The sequence below is a fragment of the Actinoplanes sp. NBC_00393 genome, assembly GCF_036053395.1.
In the GTDB taxonomy this organism is placed as follows: domain Bacteria; phylum Actinomycetota; class Actinomycetes; order Mycobacteriales; family Micromonosporaceae; genus Actinoplanes.
The window spans coordinates 5,049,899-5,069,031 of the sequence record NZ_CP107942.1 but is presented as its reverse complement, the minus strand read 5'-3'; the positions used below and the strand labels follow the sequence as shown (position 1 = coordinate 5,069,031).

The 19,133-nt window shown below is 70.5% G+C and carries 16 protein-coding genes; 15 read left to right on the top strand and 1 reads right to left on the bottom strand.

Going from position 1 to position 19,133, the window contains the following annotated elements:
* Window positions 1-8 precede the first annotated feature (8 nt).
* From uxaC to pruA, 15 genes are all read left to right on the top strand, one after another.
* On the top strand, window positions 9-1,439 hold the full coding sequence (uxaC, locus tag OHA21_RS23775) for a glucuronate isomerase (protein WP_328477153.1): 1,431 nt from the start codon (window positions 9-11) through the stop codon (window positions 1,437-1,439).
* Window positions 1,436-2,725, top strand: a complete 1,290-nt coding sequence (locus OHA21_RS23770; protein WP_328477151.1) for an enolase C-terminal domain-like protein — start codon at window positions 1,436-1,438, stop codon at window positions 2,723-2,725. Before uxaC ends, OHA21_RS23770 begins: the two co-directional genes overlap by 4 nt.
* The gene (locus OHA21_RS23765) at window positions 2,716-4,179 is read left to right on the top strand and encodes a mannitol dehydrogenase family protein (RefSeq protein WP_328477149.1); all 1,464 of its coding nucleotides are present in this window, start codon (window positions 2,716-2,718) and stop codon (window positions 4,177-4,179) included. The genes OHA21_RS23770 and OHA21_RS23765 overlap by 10 nt, the downstream gene beginning before the upstream one ends.
* Window positions 4,176-5,297, top strand: a complete 1,122-nt coding sequence (locus OHA21_RS23760; RefSeq protein WP_328477147.1) for a Gfo/Idh/MocA family protein — start codon at window positions 4,176-4,178, stop codon at window positions 5,295-5,297. Before OHA21_RS23765 ends, OHA21_RS23760 begins: the two co-directional genes overlap by 4 nt.
* Window positions 5,275-5,616, top strand: a complete 342-nt coding sequence (locus OHA21_RS23755) for a cupin domain-containing protein (RefSeq protein WP_328477145.1) — start codon at window positions 5,275-5,277, stop codon at window positions 5,614-5,616. The genes OHA21_RS23760 and OHA21_RS23755 overlap by 23 nt, the downstream gene beginning before the upstream one ends.
* A 4-nt stretch (window positions 5,617-5,620) precedes the next feature.
* Window positions 5,621-6,940, top strand: a complete 1,320-nt coding sequence (locus tag OHA21_RS23750; protein ID WP_328477143.1) for a pectate lyase family protein — start codon at window positions 5,621-5,623, stop codon at window positions 6,938-6,940.
* Between the two features lie 271 nt (window positions 6,941-7,211).
* The gene (locus tag OHA21_RS23745) at window positions 7,212-8,957 is read left to right on the top strand and encodes a serine/threonine-protein kinase (protein ID WP_328477141.1); all 1,746 of its coding nucleotides are present in this window, start codon (window positions 7,212-7,214) and stop codon (window positions 8,955-8,957) included.
* Window positions 8,958-9,155: 198 nt separating this feature from the next.
* Window positions 9,156-10,310, top strand: a complete 1,155-nt coding sequence (locus OHA21_RS23740; RefSeq protein WP_328477139.1) for a hypothetical protein — start codon at window positions 9,156-9,158, stop codon at window positions 10,308-10,310.
* Window positions 10,311-10,451: 141 nt separating this feature from the next.
* The gene (locus OHA21_RS23735; RefSeq protein ID WP_328477137.1) at window positions 10,452-11,111 is read left to right on the top strand and encodes a GntR family transcriptional regulator; all 660 of its coding nucleotides are present in this window, start codon (window positions 10,452-10,454) and stop codon (window positions 11,109-11,111) included.
* Between the two features lie 143 nt (window positions 11,112-11,254).
* Window positions 11,255-12,472: an ABC transporter substrate-binding protein gene (locus tag OHA21_RS23730; protein ID WP_328477135.1), complete on the top strand. Its 1,218-nt coding sequence runs from the start codon at window positions 11,255-11,257 to the stop codon at window positions 12,470-12,472.
* A gap of 62 nt (window positions 12,473-12,534) precedes the next feature.
* Complete coding sequence (locus OHA21_RS23725) at window positions 12,535-13,854, top strand: branched-chain amino acid ABC transporter permease (protein ID WP_328477133.1); 1,320 nt, start codon at window positions 12,535-12,537, stop codon at window positions 13,852-13,854.
* Between the two features lie 5 nt (window positions 13,855-13,859).
* Window positions 13,860-14,831, top strand: coding sequence for a branched-chain amino acid ABC transporter permease (locus OHA21_RS23720; RefSeq protein WP_328477131.1), 972 nt, complete (start codon window positions 13,860-13,862; stop codon window positions 14,829-14,831).
* Complete coding sequence (locus OHA21_RS23715; protein WP_328477129.1) at window positions 14,821-15,630, top strand: ABC transporter ATP-binding protein; 810 nt, start codon at window positions 14,821-14,823, stop codon at window positions 15,628-15,630. The genes OHA21_RS23720 and OHA21_RS23715 overlap by 11 nt, the downstream gene beginning before the upstream one ends.
* Entirely contained in the window at window positions 15,627-16,340 is a 714-nt protein-coding gene (locus OHA21_RS23710) for an ABC transporter ATP-binding protein (RefSeq protein ID WP_328477127.1), read from the top strand. The genes OHA21_RS23715 and OHA21_RS23710 overlap by 4 nt, the downstream gene beginning before the upstream one ends.
* A gap of 82 nt (window positions 16,341-16,422) precedes the next feature.
* Complete coding sequence (gene pruA, locus OHA21_RS23705) at window positions 16,423-18,036, top strand: L-glutamate gamma-semialdehyde dehydrogenase (protein ID WP_328477125.1); 1,614 nt, start codon at window positions 16,423-16,425, stop codon at window positions 18,034-18,036.
* A gap of 103 nt (window positions 18,037-18,139) precedes the next feature.
* On the opposite strand, the gene OHA21_RS23700 is transcribed toward pruA, so the two are convergent.
* Window positions 18,140-18,874 carry a hypothetical protein gene (locus tag OHA21_RS23700; RefSeq protein WP_328477122.1) on the bottom strand — a complete coding sequence of 245 codons (735 nt, stop codon included), beginning with the start codon at window positions 18,872-18,874 and terminating at the stop codon, window positions 18,140-18,142.
* Between the last annotated feature and the right edge of the window lie 259 nt (window positions 18,875-19,133).

Below are 19,133 nucleotides of genomic sequence, written 5' to 3'. Positions count from 1 at the left end.
GAGACCCGGTGCCCGAAGAAGATCATCTCTTCCCCGCCGAGACCACTCAGCGCCAGATCGCCCGCGAGCTCTACCGCCACGCCCGGGATCTGCCGCTGATCAGCCCGCACGGCCACGTCGACCCGGCGCTGCTCGCCGGCGACCAGCCGTTCCCCGACCCGGCCCGGTTGTTCGTGGTGCCCGACCACTACGTGACCCGGATGCTCGCCAGCCAGGGCATCCCGCCGGCCCGGCTCGGCGTGCCGAGCATCGACGGGACCGAGGTGGAGAGCGACGGCCGGGCGATCTGGCGGCTGCTCGCCGCCAACTGGCATCTGTTCCGGGGCACCCCGTCCCGGCTCTGGACCGAGAAGGTCTTCGCCGAGGTCTTCGGCATCGACCAGCCGCTGAACGCGAAGACCGCCGACGAGATCTACGACGAGCTCTCGGCCCGGCTGGCCGAGCCGCAGTACCGGCCGCGGGCGCTGTTCACCCGGTTCAACATCGAGGTGCTGGCGACCACCGAGAGCCCGATCGACGACCTGTCCGCGCACGCCAAGCTGGCGGCCGACGGCTGGGGCGGACCGGGCGGCCGGGTGATCACCACCTTCCGCCCGGACAACCTGGTCGACCTGGAGTGGGCCGGCTGGCGCGACCGGGTGGCCACTCTGGGCGAGCTGACCGGCATCGACGTCGGCACGTACAGCGGTTTTCTGTCCGCGCTGCGGGCCCGCCGCCAGGCCTTCATCGAGGCCGGCGCGACCAGCTCCGACCACGGCCACCCGACCGCGGCCACCCTGCTGCTGGACGAGGCCGAGGCGTCGGTGCTCTACCGCAAGGCGCTCGGCGGTGGCACCGACGAGCAGGACGCCGAGATCTTCCGGGCCCACATGCTGGTGGAGTTCGCCCGGATGTCGCTCGACGACGGCCTGGTCATGCAGCTGCACCCGGGTTCGGTGCGCAACCACAACAAGGCCCTGCACGCCCGGCACGGCCGCGACGTGGGCGGTGACATCCCCTCAGCCACCGAATACGTCCGGTCCCTGCAGCCGCTGCTCGACCTCTACGGCGACGACCCCCGCCTGCGCCTCGTGCTCTACACGCTGGACGAGACCGTGTTCACCCGCGAGCTCGCGCCGCTGGCCGGCGGTTACGCGGCCGTCTACCTGGGCGCACCGTGGTGGTTCCTGGACAGCCCCGAGGGTCTGCGCCGGTTCCGCGAGACGGTCACCGAGACGGCCGGCTTCTACAACACGTCCGGTTTCGTCGACGACACCCGGGCGTTCTGTTCCATCCCGGCACGCCACGACGTGGCCCGCCGCATCGACGCCGGTTTCCTGGCCCGGCTCGTCGCCGAGGGCCGCCTGCCGCTCGACGAGGCCGCCGAGACCATCGCGGATCTGGCCTATCACCTCCCCAAGAAGGTCTTCCGCCTGAACAACGAAGAGGAGCAAGCATGACCGTCCGGATCACCGGGGTCGAGGTGCACGACGTGCGTTTCCCCACCGCGGCCGCCGGCGACGGATCCGACGCCATCAACAAGGGTGACTACTCGGCCACCTACGTCGAGGTGACCACCGACGCCGGGGTGACCGGCAGCGGCCTCACCTTCACCAACGGCCGGGGCAACGAGATCACCTGCGCCGCCGTCGAGGCCCTGGCCCACCATGTCGTCGGCAGGACCGTCGAGGAGATCGAGGCCGACCAGGTCGGTTTCTCCCGGTCGATCACCGCCGACGTGCAGCTGCGCTGGCTGGGGCCGGAGAAGGGCGTCATCCACATGGCCGCCGGCGCCCTGATCAACGCGGTCTGGGACCTGCGGGCCCGGCTCGCCGGCAAGCCCATGTGGCGCTACCTGGCCGAGCTCTCCGCCGACGAGATCGTCGCCTCGATCGACTTCCGGCACATCAGCGACGCGCTCACCCCGGGCGAGGCCCGGGAACTTCTGGAGAAGAACGCGATCGGGTACGCCGACCGCCTCGCTGAACTGGAACGCAACGGCTTCCCCGCGTACACCACCAGCGTCGGCTGGCTCGGTTATCCGGACGCCAAGGTGCGCGAACTGACCCGGCAGGCGGTCGCCGACGGCTGGACCGCGGTGAAGATGAAGGTCGGCGGCCCGCTCGAGGACGACGTGCGCCGGGCCCGGATCATCCGCGAGGAGCTGCCCGACGGCGCGCTGCTGATGATGGACGCGAACCAGGTGTGGGACGTGGACCAGGCGATCGCCGCGATGGAGCAGCTCGCTCCCTTCGACCCGTACTGGATCGAGGAGCCGACCCACGCCGACGACGTGCTCGGCCACGCCCGGATCGCCCGCGCGGTGAACCCGGTCCGGGTCGCCACCGGTGAGGTCGCCGCCAACCGGGTGATCTTCAAGCAGCTGCTGCAGGCCGGCGCCATCCAGGTCTGCCAGGTCGACTCCTGCCGGGTCGCCGGCGTCAACGAGGTGCTCGCGATCCTGCTGCTGGCCGCCAAGTTCGGCGTGCCGGTCTGCCCGCACGCCGGCGGTGTCGGCCTCTGCGAGTACGTCCAGCACCTGGCGATCTTCGACTATCTGCGGGCCGGCCGGTCCCTGGACGGTCGCATGATCGAGTACGTCGACCATCTGCACGAGCACTTCACCGACCCGGTGACCGTCGTCGACGGCCGCTACCGGCTGCCCGAGAAGCCCGGTTACAGCGTCGAGATGAAGGACGCCTCGATCGCGGAGTTCCGCTTCCCGGACGGCCCGGCATGGCGGTGACCTATCGTCTCGGCCGCACCGCCATTCCCGAGCTCGCACCGCGGAACCGTCCCGTGGTGCAGCCCGGTGAGGTCCGGCCCGGCATCGTCCACCTCGGACTCGGCGCGTTCCACCGGGCCCACCAGGCCGTCTTCACCGAGGACGCGGTCGCCGCGTCCGGCGGCAACTGGGGGATCATCGGGGTCGCGCCGCGGTCCCGCACGATCCTGGACCAGCTGCGCGCCCAGGACGGCCTCTACAGCGTGCTGACCGTCGGCGGCGGCGAGGACCAGGCACGGGCGATCGGCATCCTGAGCGGGCTCAGCCACGCAGCCGGAGATCCGTACGGGGTGGTCAGCGCGATCGCCGACCCGAACATCCGGGTCGTGTCGATGACCGTGACCGAGAAGGCGTACCGGATGGATCCCGCCGGGAAGCTGCTGCTCGACGACGAGTTGCGGGCACAGCTGACCGGTGCGGCGCCGCCGGTATCCGTACCCGCGCTTCTTGCTCGCGGGTTGCTGGCCCGGCAGCAGGCCGGCGGCGGACCGCTCACCGTGCTCTGCTGCGACAACCTGATGGGCAACGGCCCGCGGATCCGCGGCCTGGTCGGCCAGGCCCTGGCCGTGGCCGGCGCCGAACTCCCGGCCGACGTCGCGTTCCCGGCCACCATGGTCGACCGGATCGTGCCCGCCACCAGCGCGGATCACCGCCGGCGCGCGGCACTGGCCCTCGGTGCCGACGACGCGGTGCCGGTGGTCGCCGAACCGTTCACCCAGTGGGTGATCGAGGACGACTTCCCGGGCGGGCGGCCGGACTGGGCGGCCGCCGGGGCGATCTTCACCGACGACGTGACCCCCTGGGAGATGCTCAAACTCCGCGCGCTCAACGCGGTGCACTCGGCCAGCGCGTACCTCGGGGCTCTGGCCGGCCGCGAGCTGATCGCCGACTCCCTGGAGCTGCCGGGCATGACCGGCATGCTGCGCCGCTTCATCGCCGAGGACATCGCGCCCACGGTGACCCCGCCGCCGGGCGTCAGCGCGATCGAGTACGGCGAGTCCAGCCTGGTCCGGTTCGCCAACCGCGAGCTCGGCCACCGCAACATCCAGGTCGCCATGGACGGCTCCCAGAAGCTGCCGCACCGCCTGCTCGGCACGATCGCCGAGCGGCGCCGGGCGGGTGCCGTCCCCTGCTGGGCAGCGCTGGTCCTGGCCGCATGGATGCGCTTCGCGCGGGGGTACGCGGACAGCGGCGCCACCCTGCCGCTGGACGACCCGCTCGCCGACCGGATCCACGCCGTCCTCGCCGATGCCCCGGACACCCCGGCCGGCACCGTCGACGCGCTGCTCGGGCTGACCGAGGTGTTCCCGGCCGCGCTGGCCGGCGACGAGGTGCTGCGCCGCGAGCTGATCCGCTGGTACGGCGAGCTGGAGCAGCACGGCGTCGAGGCCACCCTCCGCGGACTCGGCTCGTGAGCACCCGGGTCGCGCTGATCGGGGCCGGCGGGCACGGCCAGTGGCACCGGCGCGTCCTGCAACGGCTCAGTGACGAGGGACGGATCGAGGTCGCCGGGTTCTGCGACCGCCAGCCGGTCGAACCGCCGGACGGCGTCCCGTTCTTCACCGATCACGCCGAGCTGCTCCGGGAGACGAAGCCACAGGTCGTGGTGATCTGCACGCCGCCGCACACCCACCTGCCGATCGCCCTCGACGTGCTCGACTCCGGCGCGGACCTGCTGCTGGAGAAGCCGCCGGTGATGTCGTCGGCCGAACACGACCGGCTCGGCGCGGCAGTCGCCGGGACCGGCCGGATCGTGCAGGTCGGTTTTCAGGCGCTCGGTTCGGCGGCGCTCGCCGAACTCTGCGTGGCCGCCCCGGCCGGGCCGATCGGCGTGTCCGGGGCCTGGTGGCGGCCGGACAGCTACTACCTGCGGGCGCCGTGGGCCGGGCGGCGCGCGATCGCCGGCCGGCCGGTGCTGGACGGGGCGCTCGTGAACCCGTTCGCGCACGCGCTGATGCAGTCGCTGGTCGTGGCGGACGGCTTCCGGCCCGCGCTGATGGAGCTGGAACGCTACCGGTCCCGGGAGATCGAGACCGACGACACCACGTTCCTGCGGCTCACCGGCGAGGACGGGCGGCAGATCACCGCGGCGGTGACGCTCGCCTCGCAGGTCTTCATCGCGGGGGAGATCAGTGTCGGCGACGCGGTCCTGGAGTATCCGACCGACCGGCTGCGGCTGCCGGGGGAGACCACGTCCCGCGAGGTTCCGGGGCGGGCGGGACTGCTGGAGAACCTGCTCGATCATCGGCGCGACTCCGGCGTACCCCTCATCGCCCCGCTGGACCGGACCCGGACCTTCACCGCCGTGGCCGAGGCCGTCGTGGCCGCACCGCCGCCGGCGCCGATCCCGCAGAGCGTGCTCCGGCCCCACCCGGACGGCGGCGGAATGGTCGTGACCGGCATCGACGAACTCGTTCAGCGGGTGGCTTCCACCGGCCGCCTGCCGTCCGAGTGTGGAATCACCTGGGCGGTGGACCCGCACCGGGTGCCTATCGAGAAAGGAGTAACCCATGCGCAAGCTCAGCATCGCTGAACTGGAAGCCCACCATCGCGGCCCACAGTTCACCAGCCCGCTGCCGGGCCACGTCGTCCAGAAGGGCGGTTTCCGGATCTACGCCGAACCGAACTTCCGCACCCACGACGAACCGGGCCGGCATGTGCACACCGTGCCCGAGATCTTCGTGATCGTGCAGGGCAGCGGCGTCATCGAGATCGAAGGCGCCGAGGTGGACAAGTTCCAGGCCGGCGAGGCGGTGCTCTTCGAACCGGGGGAGGACCACCACCTGATCAGCCGGGGCGCCGAGCCGCTGGTCTTCGTCTGGCTGCACCTCGCACCGGAACCGGCCGCGTAACGCCATGGCCTCCCGAACCGCTCTCGCCGCGACCGTCGGTTTCCTCCTCGCCGGCCTCGCCACTGTTCCCGCCTCCGCCGCTGCCGCACCCACGGTCCCCGCCGGGGCCCGCCAGGTGCTCGCCGCGAACGACGGGTGGGCGGCTGCCACCACCGGGACCACCGGTGGCGCCGCGGCCGACGACGCGCACGTCTTCGTGGTGCGCAACCGGGCCGAACTGGCCGCCGCGCTGGCCGGCGGCACCGACCCGACCCCGCGGATCGTCCTGGTCGCCGGCACCATCCGGGCCAATGTGGACGACGCGAACCAGCCGCTGACCTGCGCGGACTACGCTGACCCGGCGTACAGCCTCGACGCTTACCTGGCCGCCTACGACCCGGCGGTGTGGGGACGCGCCGCCCGGCCCAGCGGCCCGCTCGAAGAGGCCCGGGTCCGGTCGGCCCGCAACCAGGGCGCCCGAATCAACCTGCGGGTCGGCTCCAACACCACCATCTACGGCCTGCCCAACGCCCGGCTGGTCGGCGCGAACCTGCTGGTCCAGAACGTCGACAACGTGATCATCCGGAACCTCCGGCTGGAGGACGCCGCGGACTGCTTCCCGGCGTGGGATCCGACCGACGGCGCGGCCGGCAACTGGAACTCCGCGTACGACCTGGTCACGCTGACCGGGGCGACGCATGTCTGGGCCGACCACAACACGCTCAGCGACGGGAACAACGTCGACTCGGCGCAGCCGCTGTACTTCGGCCGGCCGTACCAGGTGCACGACGGGGCGCTCGACGTGATCCGGGCCTCCGACCTGGTGACGATCTCGTACAACGTGTTCCAGGAGCACGACAAGACGATGCTGATCGGCTCGACCAACACGGTCGGCGCGGACGTCGGCAAGCTGCGGGTCACCGTGCACCACAACAAGTTCGCCAACGTGGGCCAGCGGGTGCCGCGGGTCCGGTTCGGGCAGGTGGACGTCTACAACAACTACTACTACCTGACGGACGAGGACGCGTATTCGTACTCGTGGGGGGTCGGGGTCTACTCGGCGATCTACGCTGAGAACAACTTCCTGCTCCGCAGCGCGGATCTCGCCCTGGAGGACTTCGTCTACGACTGGGGCGGCACCGCGATGACCGAGAAAGGCACGCTGACCCGGATCGGCACCGGCCCGGTCCGCGCGGTCAGTCTGCTCGACGAGTACAACGCCACCCATGACCCGGATCTGGGTACGGACGCCGGCTGGACGCCGGTGCTGCGTGCGGAACCGGTCACCCCGACCGCTCAGGTGCCCGCGGTGGTCAACACCCGGGCCGGCGCCGGCCGGATCTGACCGCAGTGACGCCGGACGGTGAGCAAGCCGTCCGGCGTCCGCATTGGTGAGAATCGTTCATGGAATGCTGTCGATCTCGGTTTATCCAACCGTTGTAAATCGCATCTGAGGACCGTTCTTGCGCCGCCGAACAGGAGGTATAGCTGACAGTAAATAACATTGGGAATGGCATTCGATCTTCCTCCGGCGAATTTCGGGGTCGCTTCAGGTGGAATGCGATGTGTACGGTCTAACCGGCCGACCGAAACTCTCAGTGATAGGTGCCGGATCCGTGACCGTGAGTCCCCTGCGCCCCGGCGATCCCCATCAGATCGGCACCTATCGCCTCCTCGGCCGCCTCGGTGAGGGCGGCATGGGTTCGGTCTTTCTCGGACAGAGCGAGACCGGCCGCCGGGTGGCGGTGAAAATCGTCCGGCCCGAACTGGCCGGTGACCCGGAGTTCCGGGCCCGGTTCCGCAGCGAGGTGCGGCGCGCCCGGCAGGTTCCGCCGTTCTGCACGGCCGAGGTGCTCGACGCCGACGCCGATCACGACACTCCGTACCTGGTGGCCGAACTCGTCGAGGGGCCGAGCCTGGCCGAAGTCGTTCAGGAGCGCGGCCCCCTGGCCGGCGGCAGCCTGCACAGCCTGGCGATCGGCGTGGCCACCGCCCTGGTTGCGATCCACGACGCCGGCGTGGTGCACCGCGATCTGAAACCGGCCAACGTGCTGTTCGCGCTCGCCGCCCCCAAGGTCATCGACTTCGGCATCGCCAAAGGGCTCGGCGCCGCGGATCAGCACACCGAGCCGGGGCAGGTGTTCGGGACGATCGCCTACATGGGGCCGGAGCGCTTCGACGACGCGACGTCGCGGACCGTCGGGCCGGCCACCGACATCTTCGCCTGGGGCGCGGTCATCACGTTCGCCGCGACCGGCCACACCCCGTTCACCGCCGAGGAGATGATCGGCACCGCGGCCGGCCTGGCGTTGCCCGAGCCGGACCTGGCCGGGCTGCCGTATCCGCTGCGTGACCTCGTCGAGCTCACCCTGCGGCCGGATCCGGCGACCCGGCCGACCGCGCACGAACTGCTGGAACGGCTGCTGCGCGCGGGCGCCGCCGGCAACTCGCAGGTCCGGGCCGGGCTGGCCCAGCGGCCCGAGCTGCGCCGGGCGGCCGCGGCGGTGCGCAACACGGTCCGGATGGTCGTCCCGCGCCGCGCTCCCGCCGATGCCCCGCGCCCATCGTCCGGCCGGCCGGGATCGGCACCTGGCCAGCCGGGCCGGGCTCCGCGCCCTTCGGCCGACCGGCCGGGATCGGCTCTCGGGCACTCGGGCCGGGCTCTGCGATTTTCGGCCGGTCGCTCTTCGGCCGGGCGGTCGGGATCGGCCGGGTCGGCGGGCCGGACGCTGCGCCGCCTGGGCGCCGGGATCCTGGCCGGTGTGGTCGCGCTCGGCTGTGGCGTCGGCCTGGCCGTGGCGTTGCCGCCGGAACGCCGGGCCGGCGGGCCGGACGTCGCCGCGCCGGCGAGCAGCCTGTCGCTGGGGGACCGCGGGCAGCGTGCGTCCGAGCAGGCAAGCCGGGACGAGGAACGCCCGCGGTGTGCGCCGCCCGGCCCGGTCGTGCTGCGGCCGGAGGCACCCGCCGCCCGCGCCTGCCCGGCGGCGCGCAACGACGGTGACTGGTCGGTCGCGGCCCGGGTCGCCCTGCTCACCGCGGACGCCTGCGCGATCGTCCGGGTGCGGGCGGACACCGGCGCCTTCCGGGTCACCCTCTGCGCCGACCGGGCCGTGCTCGAGGCGGAGACCGGCCGCCTGGTCCGCATGCTTGCCTTCCAGTCGCTGCCGCCGGCCGACCCGGCCGCCTGGCGCCGCGTCGAGGTCCGGGCAGACGGCACCGATCTCCTGGTGCGGCTCGACGAGCGGACCGTGCTCACCGCACCCGGCGCAACGACCCCGCAGACCCGCGGTGCGGTGGTGTTCGGGATGACGCCGGATTCGGCCGTGGTGACCTTCACCGAGATCACCATCGAACCAGCCTGAGCTGCGCTTACACCGAATCGGGCCTGATCCGGAACGGTCAGGTTTCTTAAGAGGACAGCCCTTCGAATCTTAAGTTTGGCTTTATTTCGATCCGCCCTGGGAGCGTTCCCGTACGGACCGGTGGAGAACGCGGTCCGAACGAAAGGCACGCAGATGAAGCGGTACCGGAGCTACCGGAACAACGCGGGGGGATCGAACATGCGGCGCTGGCGGGTGGCCGGCGTGGCAGGTGTCGCGGTGGCCCTGGTCGGTGTGGGACTGGGCGTGGCGGCTGCCGCCGACGACACGGTACCCACCGTGAACTGCCCGACCGTGGCGGACAAGCTCCCGGTCGTGCCGGCGTCCGCGGCAGCCGAGATCCAGCGGAACCTGGCCCAGCTGAACACGCAGATCCAGGAGGCCAACAACCGGATCGCCAGTTCGGTCGGCCAGGGCGGCCCGAACTTCATCCAGAACGCGATCCTCGGCCCGCTCGAGGACAAGCGGTTCGCGGCGATCAACCGGATGGAGACGGCGATCGGCCGGGCCGCCGCGAAGCCCGACCTCAACGCCGAAGGCCTCGCCCCCTGCACCCTGAACGAGGGCGGCGGCGGCAACGCGGCGCCGGAACCGACCGAGGTGCCCGCGAACAACGGCGGGGGTAACAACGGTGGCGGCAATGCGGGCGGTGGCGACAACGCCGGTGGTGACGCTCTTCCGACCGTCAACTGCCCGACCGTCGCCGACAAGCTCCCGGCCGTGCCGGCCTCCGCGCAGGCCGAGATCGAGCGCAACCTCGCCCTGCTGAACACGCAGATCCAGGAGGCGAACAACCGGATCCGCAACACCGTCGGCCAGGGCGGCGCCAACTTCATCCAGAACGCGATCCTCGGGCCGCTGGAGGACAAGCGGTTCGCCACGATCAACCGGATGGAGACGGCGATCGGCCGGGCCGCGGCCAAGCCGGACCTCAACGCCGAAGGCCTCGCCCCCTGCTCGCTCAACCAGAACGGCGGCGGCAACGCGGCCCCCGAGCCGACCGGCGTCGCCACGGCTGACCCCGACGACGTCGCGGCGAACCTGCCGACCGTGAACTGCCCGGCGGTCACCATCGCCGTGGCGATCCCGGCCTCCGCGCAGGCCGAGATCGACCGCAACCTCGCCCTGCTGAACACGCAGATCCAGGAGGCGAACAACCGGATCCGCAACACCGTCGGCCAGGGCGGCCCGAACTTCATCCAGAACGCGATCCTCGGCCCGCTGGAGGACAAGCGGTTCGCGGCGATCAACCGGATGGAGACGGCGATCGGCCGGGCCGCGGCCAAGCCGAACCTCAACGCCGAAGGCCTCGCCCCCTGCTCGCTGAACGACTGATCCCGCTCACGAACGACGGCCCGGCCGGCTCACCCGGCCGGGCCGTCGCGCGTCCACCCGCGATCGCATGATCGGAATTCGGGGCGGGCCACCTACACTTCGGTGCACATCGCCGCACCGTGACACGTGAAGGACCGCGCCGTGGTACTCCCCAAGAGCTTGCAGCCCGCCGCCGTGGACGGGGTCCAGTTCGCCGCGGACAAGGCGTACCAGCAGCTGCGCGACGCGATCCTGGACGGCGACATCGCGCCCAACCGCCGCCTCGTCGAAGAGGACCTCGCCGCCCAGCTCGAAGTGAGCCGCACACCCGTACGCGAAGCCCTGCTCCGCCTGGCCCAGGAGGGCCTGGTCGCGCGGGTCCGTGGTTGGGTGGTCCGGGACCACTCGCCGGAGGAGGCCCTGCGCATCGTCGAGGCCCGTGCCGCGGTCGAGAGCGCCGCCGCGCGCCTGGCAGCCGACCACATCACCGCCGCCGACCTGGACCAGCTGGCCGGCATCGCCGACGCCATCGACCGTCCCGGCGCCACCGTCAAGGACCTGAACCGGCTGAACCGGCAGTTCCACGGCCTGATCACCGCGGCCTGCGGCAATCCGCTGCTGATCCAGTTCGCCCAGCGCACCAACATCAGCCACTGGTCGCTGAGCGCCACCTGGCTGATGTCGGCCAAGGACGCCGCCGAGGTCAACGCCGAACACCGGCAGATGATCGACGCCCTGCGCGCACGGGACGGCGCGGCCGTCGAAGCGCTGGTCCGCGCCCACATCGGCCGCACCCAGTCGATCCTGATCCAGGCCGTCTGACGCTCGCCCCGCCGTTCGTTACTTTCTTGTAATCGTCTCTGTATACAAACACGCATACAAGATCGGCGAGACTTCGGTACACCGATCGGCATCCGCTCCGCCGTGCATGGCGGAGTACCTCCCGGCGATAAGGAAGTGGCACCATGACGGCGATCAGTCGTGCACTCATAGCGGGCGCGCTCGCGCTCTCCCTGGCGGCATGCTCATCCAGCAGCGACACCCCGGAGACCACGGATTCGGCGGCGCCCTCCGGCGGCCCGCTGAAGATCGGCGCGATCCTGCCGCACACCGCCTACGCCGGCGCCGGTGAGGCCCTGGTCAGCGCGGTGGACGTGGCGATCGAGGACATCAACGCGGCCGGCGGGGTCCTCGGCAGCAAGGTCGAGGCCAAGCAGGTCGACTCGACCGACAACAACGACACCGCCAGCCAGGCCGTGGACAGCCTGGTCACCTGGGGTTCCAACGTCGTGATCGGCGCGTACGGCTCGGGCATGAGCGGCGCCATCGTCGGCAAGATCACCGAGTCCGGCGCGGTGCAGGTCTCCGGCTCGAACACCTCGTCGAGCCTGACCGGCATCAACCCGCTGTACTTCCGGACCGCGCCGACCGACGCCCTCGAGGCCGCCAAGCTCGCCGACCTGGTCGTCCAGGACGGGCACGCCTCGGCCGCGATCATCGCGCAGAACGACGCGTGGGGTCAGGCGTTCCAGGAGTCGATGGTGCAGTCCTTCGAGGCGGCCGGCGTCGAGGTCGTGGCGCAGCAGCAGTTCAACACCACCGACACCGACTACAGCGCGCAGATCGACGCGGTCGTGGCCGCCAAGCCGGAGTCGATCGTCCTGCTCTCCTACGCCTCGTACTCGGGCAGCATGATCGAGTCGCTGGTCGGCACGCACAAGTTCACCGACAAGAACCTCTATCTGTCCAACTCGACGCTGGGCAAGTACACGATCAAGCCGGAGCTGCTCAAGGGCCTGCGCGGCTTCCTGGCCGGCCCGGACCCGGCGGTCGAGGCCGAGTTCGAGAAGAAGCTGCTCGCGAAGAACGCCAACCTCAAGTCGTTCGCGTACGCGGGTTCCACGTACGACGCCGTGGTTGTCTCCGCGCTCGCCGCCGCGGCGGCGAAGTCCCCGGACGGCAAGGCGATCGCGGCCAAGCTGGCCGAGGTCTCGGGAGGCGCAGCCGGCGCCACGAAGTGCAAGACCTTCAAGGAGTGCGCCGACCTGCTCGGCCAGGGCAAGGCCATCGACTACGACGGTCTCAGCGGTGGGCTGAAGTTCGCCGACAACAACGACGTCACCGAGACGGAGTACCAGCTCTACGTCTACGGCACCGACGGCACGTACGCGGTCGCGAAGTAACCAGCTCATCGGTGGCCCCGGCGACGTTGCCGGGGCCACCCGCTACCGACAAGGAAAAACCAGTGATTCGCACCAAAGCCACCCGGCCCTGGGTGCGGCTGCTGGCGGTCCTGGCCCTCGCGTGCGCCTTGTTCGCACCGGGCCTCGCCGTCACCGCCGGTCCGGCGGCCGCGGCCCCCCTGGCTGAGAAGCAAGCGGACGAGTGGGGCTTCCGGGGCCTGCTGCGTGACGGCGAGAAGAAGCCGGTCAGCGGCGCCGCCGTGGAGGTCCGCGACGGCGACACAGTCGTCGGCACCGACACCACCGACGAGAAGGGCCGCTGGGAAGTCATCCCCGTTCCCGGCCCGGGCGAGTACACGATCGCGATCGACACCAAGGCGGCGACCGGCCACTTCGCCGGCGACTTCTACGAGGTCGAGAAGGAGCTGGTCGACTCACCGACCACGCTGCCGGTGCTGAACGTCGTGGTCTCCACCACCGAGAGCACCCAGCAGGTCGCGAGCTTCGCCGACCGGTTCGCCCAGCGTGCGGTCTCCGGCTTCAACCTGGGCCTGCTCATCGCGATCGCCGCGATCGGTCTGTCGCTGGTCTTCGGCACCTCCCGGTTCACCAACTTCGCGCACGGCGAGAGCGTCACCTTCGGCGGGCTGATGGGCTTCGTCTTCGCGCACCTCGCCGGGCTGCCGCTGCTGGCTGCCGCGGCCGTCGCCACTGTGCTGGGCGCCGCGTTCGGCTATGCCCAGGACGTCACGCTGTGGCGCCCGCTGCGCCGCAAGGGCGTCTCGCTGGTCACCCTGATGATCGCCAGCATCGGTATCAGCATGGCGATCCGCAGCCTCTTCCAGTTCTTCTTCGGCAACGCGGCCCGCGGCATGACGACCGAGAGCTGGGGCACCGTCACCATCGGACCCGTCGTGCTGCCGGCCACCAGCTACGCCAGCATGGGCATCAGCATCGTGGTCCTGGTCGCCATCGGTGTCTGGCTCAAGTACGGCCGGATCGGCAAGGCCACCCGCGCCATCTCGAACAACACCGCGCTCGCCGCCACCAGCGGCGTCGACGTCGACCGGATCACCCGGATCGTCTGGACGCTATCCGGCGCCCTGGCCGCGCTCTCCGGCGTCCTGCTCGGCGTCTTCAACCAGGTCTCCTTCGACATGGGCTTCAACCTGCTGCTGCTGATGTTCGCCGGGGTCATCCTGGGCGGTCTCGGCACCGCGTTCGGCACCCTGGTCGGCTCGATCGTCGTCGGTGTCTGCACCGAGATCCTGGTGCTCTGGATCCCGGCCGACATGAAGTACGTCGGTGGTCTGGCCGTCCTGGTCATCGTCCTGCTGGTGCGGCCGCAGGGCATCTTCGGTCGCCGTGAGCGGATCGGTTAAGGGACATGGACATCCTCTGGAACTCGCTCCGCGAGATCATCACACCCACCACCGCGGCGTACGCCCTGGCGGCCATCGGCCTGAATGTGCACTTCGGATTCACCGGGCTGCTCAACTTCGGTCAGGCCGGGTTCGTGGCGATCGGCGCGTACGGCTTCGCGATCTCGGTGATGACCTTCGGGTTCTCCGCGCCGCTCGCGATCGCCGTGACCCTGCTGCTCGCGGCCCTGTACGCGTTACTGCTCGGCATCCCGACCCTGCGGCTGCGGGCCGACTACCTGGCGATCGTCACCATCGCGGCGGCCGAGATCATCCGGTTCGCGCTGAACTCCAGCGCCTTCGCCAAGTGGACCGGCGGGGCCAACGGCCTCTACAACGAGTACTCGGACTGGCTGAAGAGCTCCAACCCGTACCCCAGCGGGGTTGTCAAAATCGGTCCCTGGACCTTCACCAGTAACGACCTGTGGATCGCCACGATCGACTGGCTGGTGGTCCTGCTCGTCGCCGGCGCCATCTATCTGCTGGTGCACAGCCCGTGGGGCCGGGTGCTCAAGGGCATCCGCGAGGACGAGCACGCCATGCTCAGCCTCGGCAAGAACGTCAACCAGTACAAGCTGCAGGCCCTGGTCATCGGCGGGGTGATCGGCGCGCTGGCCGGCATCCTCTACGTGCAGCCGACGTCGGTGCAGCCGTTCGACTTCAGCACCCGGATGACGTTCAACATGTACACGATGCTGATCCTCGGCGGCGCCGCCACGGTCTTCGGCCCGGTGCTCGGCTCGATGATCTTCTGGGTGGTCATGCGGTTCACCGATGAGCTGGTCACCATCGGCGTGGACGCCGGGATCTTCGACAACGTCACGCAGGGCAGCCAGCTGCGTTTCGTGCTGGTCGGCGTGGCCCTGGTGCTGCTGGTCGTGTTCCGCCCGCAGGGCATCCTCGGAAACCGGACGGAGCTGAGCTTCGATGCCAAGTGAGAACCCCATCCTGGTGGCGGACAAGGTGCACCGGCACTTCGCGGGCGTGACCGCGGTCGACGTCGAGCATCTGGAGATCCCGCGCGGCAAGATCACCGCGCTGATCGGGCCCAACGGCGCCGGCAAGACGACGTTCTTCAACCTGCTCACCGGTTTCGACAAGCCGCAGACCGGCAGCTGGACGTTCGACGGCGTCAAGGTCAGTGGGCTGGCGCCGTGGCGGGTCGCCCGGCTCGGCATGGTTCGCACGTTCCAGCTGACCAAGGTTCTCGGCCGGCTCACCGTGCTGGAGAACATGCTGCTCGGCTCGAAGCACCAGCCCGGGGAGAAGCTGCGTGCGGCCCTCCTTCCCTTCACCTGGCGCTCTGCTGAGCGCGCCCACGTCGAGAAGGCCATGGAGATCCTGGCCCGCTTCAAGCTCGACGCGAAGGCCCAGGACTACGCGGCCAGCCTCTCCGGCGGCCAGCGCAAGCTGCTGGAGATGGCCCGGGCGATCATGTACGAGCCGACGCTGGTGATGCTCGACGAGCCGATGGCCGGGGTGAACCCCGCGCTCACCCAGTCGCTGTTGCACCACATCAAGGACCTCAAGGAACAGGGCATGACCGTGCTCTTCGTCGAGCACGACATGCACATGGTCCGGTTCGTGGCCGACTGGGTCGTGGTGATGGCCGAAGGAAAGATCATCGCTGAGGGCGAGCCGGCTGAGGTCCTCGGCTCGACGGCCGTCGTCGACGCCTACCTCGGCGCCCACCACGACACCGACCTGCGCGAACTCATCAAGGAGCTGGACTCGTGACCGTCGAAGTGAAGGAGCTGGTCGGCGGTTACCTGCCCGGCGTCAACATCCTCAACGGGTGCGACCTGACCGCCGCCAAGGGCGAACTGGTCGGCATCATCGGGCCCAACGGCGCGGGCAAGTCCACCCTGCTCAAAGCCATCTTCGGGATGGTGCAGATCCGGGGCGGGCAGATCCTGCTGGACGGCGACGACGTCACCGGGCTGCGCGCCGACAAACTGGTCGCCCGCGGCGTCGGGTTCGTACCGCAGACCAACAACGTCTTCACCGACCTGACCATCAAGGAGAACCTGGAGATCGGGATCTTCCAGCGGCCCAAGGAGTTCGCGGTCCGGCTCGAAGCGGTCTGCTTCCTCTTCCCCGACCTCAAGGACCGGCTCAAGCAGAAGGCCGGCTCGCTCTCCGGAGGGCAGCGGCAGACGCTCGCCATGGGCCGGGCGCTGATGACGGACCCGTCGGTGCTGCTGCTCGACGAGCCGTCCGCCGGGCTGTCCCCGCAGCGGCAGGACGAGGTGTTCCTGCACGCCCACCGGATCAAGAAGTCCGGCGTCGCGGTGATCATGGTGGAGCAGAATGCGCGCCGGTGCCTGCAGATCTGCGACCGCGCGTACGTCCTCGACCAGGGTCGCAACGCACACACCGGAACCGGCGAAGAACTCATGCACGACCCGAAAGTGATCGAGCTGTATCTCGGCACGCTCGCCGACTGACCTTCCCCCTTCCGGCCCGACCGGGTGTGCCCTGCGCGCCCGGCCATCGGGCTGCCCGGAACCGAACCAAGGAGCAACCGATATGGACGCCGTCGCACAGGTGCCGGCCCCCGTCAACGAGCCGGTCCGCGGCTACGCGCCGGGCACACCGGAGCGTGCCTCGCTGGAGAAGAAGCTGGCCGAACTCGCGGGCGCCCCCACCGAGCTGACCATGAACATCGGCGGCGTACGGCGGATGGGCGGCGGCGACGTGACCCGCGTGGTCGAGCCGCACCACCATGCCAACGTTCTCGGCGTCACCGGCAACGCGACCCACGCCGACGCGCAGGCCGCCATCTCCTCCTTCTCCAAGGACTGGCGTGACCTGCCGTTCGAGGCGCGCGCCGCGGTCTTCCTGAAAGCCGCCGACCTGGCCGCCGGCCCGTGGCGGGACACCCTGAACGCGGCCACCATGCTCGGACAGTCCAAGACCGCGCAGCAGGCCGAGATCGACGCGGCCTGCGAACTCGTCGACTTCCTCCGCTTCAACGTGCACTTCGCCCGGCAGATCCTCGCCGAACAGCCGATCTCCTCACCCGGCGTCTGGAACCGGCTCGACCACCGGCCGCTCGAAGGCTTCGTCTACGCGATCACGCCGTTCAACTTCACCGCCATCGCCGGCAACCTGCCGTCGGCGCCGGCCCTGATGGGCAACACGGTGCTCTGGAAGCCGTCGGTCACCCAGCAGTTCGCGGCCCACCAGACGATGGCGCTCTTCGAAGCGGCCGGACTGCCGGCCGGCGTGATCAACATGGTGACGGGTGACGGGCTGGCCGTCTCGGACGTGGCGCTCACCCACCCCGATCTGGCCGGCATCCACTTCACCGGGTCGACCGGCACGTTCCAGCACCTGTGGAGGACGGTCGGCGAGAACATCGCCTCGTACCGCACCTATCCGCGGCTCGTGGGCGAGACCGGTGGCAAGGACTTCGTGCTGGCGCACCCGTCGGCTGAGGTCGAGCCGCTGGTCACCGCCCTGGTCCGGGGGGCGTTCGAATATCAGGGGCAGAAATGTTCGGCGGCGTCCCGGGCGTACATCCCTCGCTCGCTGTGGGAATCGGGCGTGCGCGACCGCCTGGTCGCGGTGACCGAATCGCTCACCTACGGTGACGTCACCGACCTGGCCAACTTCGGTGGCGCGGTGATCGACGCCCGGGCCTACGCCCGGCACGCCGCGGCGCTGTCGCGCGCGAATGCGGCACCGGCATGCACGATCCTTGCGGGCGGCACGTGCGACGACAGCATCGGTTATTTCGTACGCCCAACCGTCATCGAATGCACCGACCCCACCGACGAGGTCTTCACCACCGAATACTTCGGCCCGATCCTCGCCGTGTACGTCTACGACGACCTCGAATCGGTCCTCGACCTGGTGGACACAGCCAGCCCGTACGCGCTCACCGGCGCGATCTTCGCCCAGGACCGCGGCGTGCTGGAAAGCCTCGGCCACCGGCTCCGCTTCACCGCCGGAAACCTCTACTACAACGACAAGCCGACCGGCGCCGTGGTCGGCCAGCAGCCCTTCGGCGGCGGCCGCGCCTCCGGCACCAACGACAAGGCCGGCTCGTGGCACAACCTGGTCCGCTGGACCTCCCCGCGAACCATCAAGGAAACCTTCGTGCCGCCGGTCGACCACACCTACCCGCACATGGGCTGAGGCCCCCGGGAACGGCCCGGCCGCCCTCACCGGCCGGTGCCGCCGCGCCCGCCGGAGACGTTCAACGGCGCACGTCTCCGGCGGGCCCAGCGCCGCTCTCGGTTCAGGCCCTGCCGGGTTCCGGGCGGCTGAGCAGGGCGTCCAGGCCCGGCCGGGCCTCCTCCTGCGCGGCCAGCACGTCCTGCTCGGCGATGTGAACCTCTTCGGCCAGCACCTCCGCGGCCACCTCGGCGACGTGCGCTTCCCGGCTGACCTGCGCCGACTCGGTCATCGCCTGCTGATACTCCAGCAGAGCGGCCCGCACCTCGGGATCGACGGGCGGCTCGGCGCCGGAACCGGTGTGCTGCCAGATGCCGTTGAGCTGGGCCACGGTCAGCTCCCCACGCCGGTAGGCGTCCAGCGCCGCCCGCTGGACCAGCCGCTGCGACTCATCCGCTGCCGACGCCCGTGCCTCCCACTTCGCGTCCAGGTACCGCTTCTCGGCCAGATCTCGCCGGCCCGCCGCGTCCTCGGCCCGCTCCCGCGCCTGGTCAGCGGCAGCGACCGCCCGCTCCGCCGCCGCCCGGACCGCCTCCGCGTCCGCCGCCCGCCCGGCCAGATCGTCCGCCGCCGGGCCCGGCGGCCCGTTTACCACCTGGCTCGTCAGCCCGACTGCCGCCAGACCGGTGAGCCCGTCCGGTGCAGCCTGGCCGGTCGCGTCGCCTGTCCCCGCGGCAGCCGGTGCGGCCCGAGCGCCCGGCCGGGTCCGCGCCCATCGGCTCGCCAAGATCGCCGAACCGCCCAGCGCAACCGCCACCACGGCCGCGATCACCAGGACCACACCTACCCAGCCCGGCACCCGCACGCCTCCCCGCCAACTCGATCATCGCCAGTGCCGACCGTATGGTGATCGCCGCGTCCCCGCCACCCGGGCCGGCGCTGAGCGTCGTTTCGGGGCTCGGGAAGCAGCTCTCAGCGCCAGCCGAGGGGTCCGGGCTGGTGATGAGGGCGGATGGGTGGGGCGGGAGGCTATCGGATAGTGCTATCCGATAGCCTCCTGGATCGCTTGTGGCACGCGCGCCTCCACGACCGTGTAACACCGGCGTGGTAGAAAGCCC

Excerpts from the sequence above, each read along its gene's own strand:
- OHA21_RS23770 (WP_328477151.1), top strand. The coding sequence starts at position 1,436 with ATGACCGTCCGGATCACCGGGGTCGAGGTGCACGACGTGCGTTTCCCC.
- pruA (WP_328477125.1), top strand. The coding sequence starts at position 16,423 with ATGGACGCCGTCGCACAGGTGCCGGCCCCCGTCAACGAGCCGGTCCGC.
- OHA21_RS23715 (WP_328477129.1), top strand. The coding sequence starts at position 14,821 with ATGCCAAGTGAGAACCCCATCCTGGTGGCGGACAAGGTGCACCGGCAC.
- OHA21_RS23765 (WP_328477149.1), top strand. The coding sequence starts at position 2,716 with ATGGCGGTGACCTATCGTCTCGGCCGCACCGCCATTCCCGAGCTCGCA.
- OHA21_RS23730 (WP_328477135.1), top strand. The coding sequence starts at position 11,255 with ATGACGGCGATCAGTCGTGCACTCATAGCGGGCGCGCTCGCGCTCTCC.
- OHA21_RS23720 (WP_328477131.1), top strand. The coding sequence starts at position 13,860 with ATGGACATCCTCTGGAACTCGCTCCGCGAGATCATCACACCCACCACC.
- OHA21_RS23740 (WP_328477139.1), top strand. The coding sequence starts at position 9,156 with ATGCGGCGCTGGCGGGTGGCCGGCGTGGCAGGTGTCGCGGTGGCCCTG.
- OHA21_RS23755 (WP_328477145.1), top strand. The coding sequence starts at position 5,275 with ATGCGCAAGCTCAGCATCGCTGAACTGGAAGCCCACCATCGCGGCCCA.
- OHA21_RS23750 (WP_328477143.1), top strand. The coding sequence starts at position 5,621 with ATGGCCTCCCGAACCGCTCTCGCCGCGACCGTCGGTTTCCTCCTCGCC.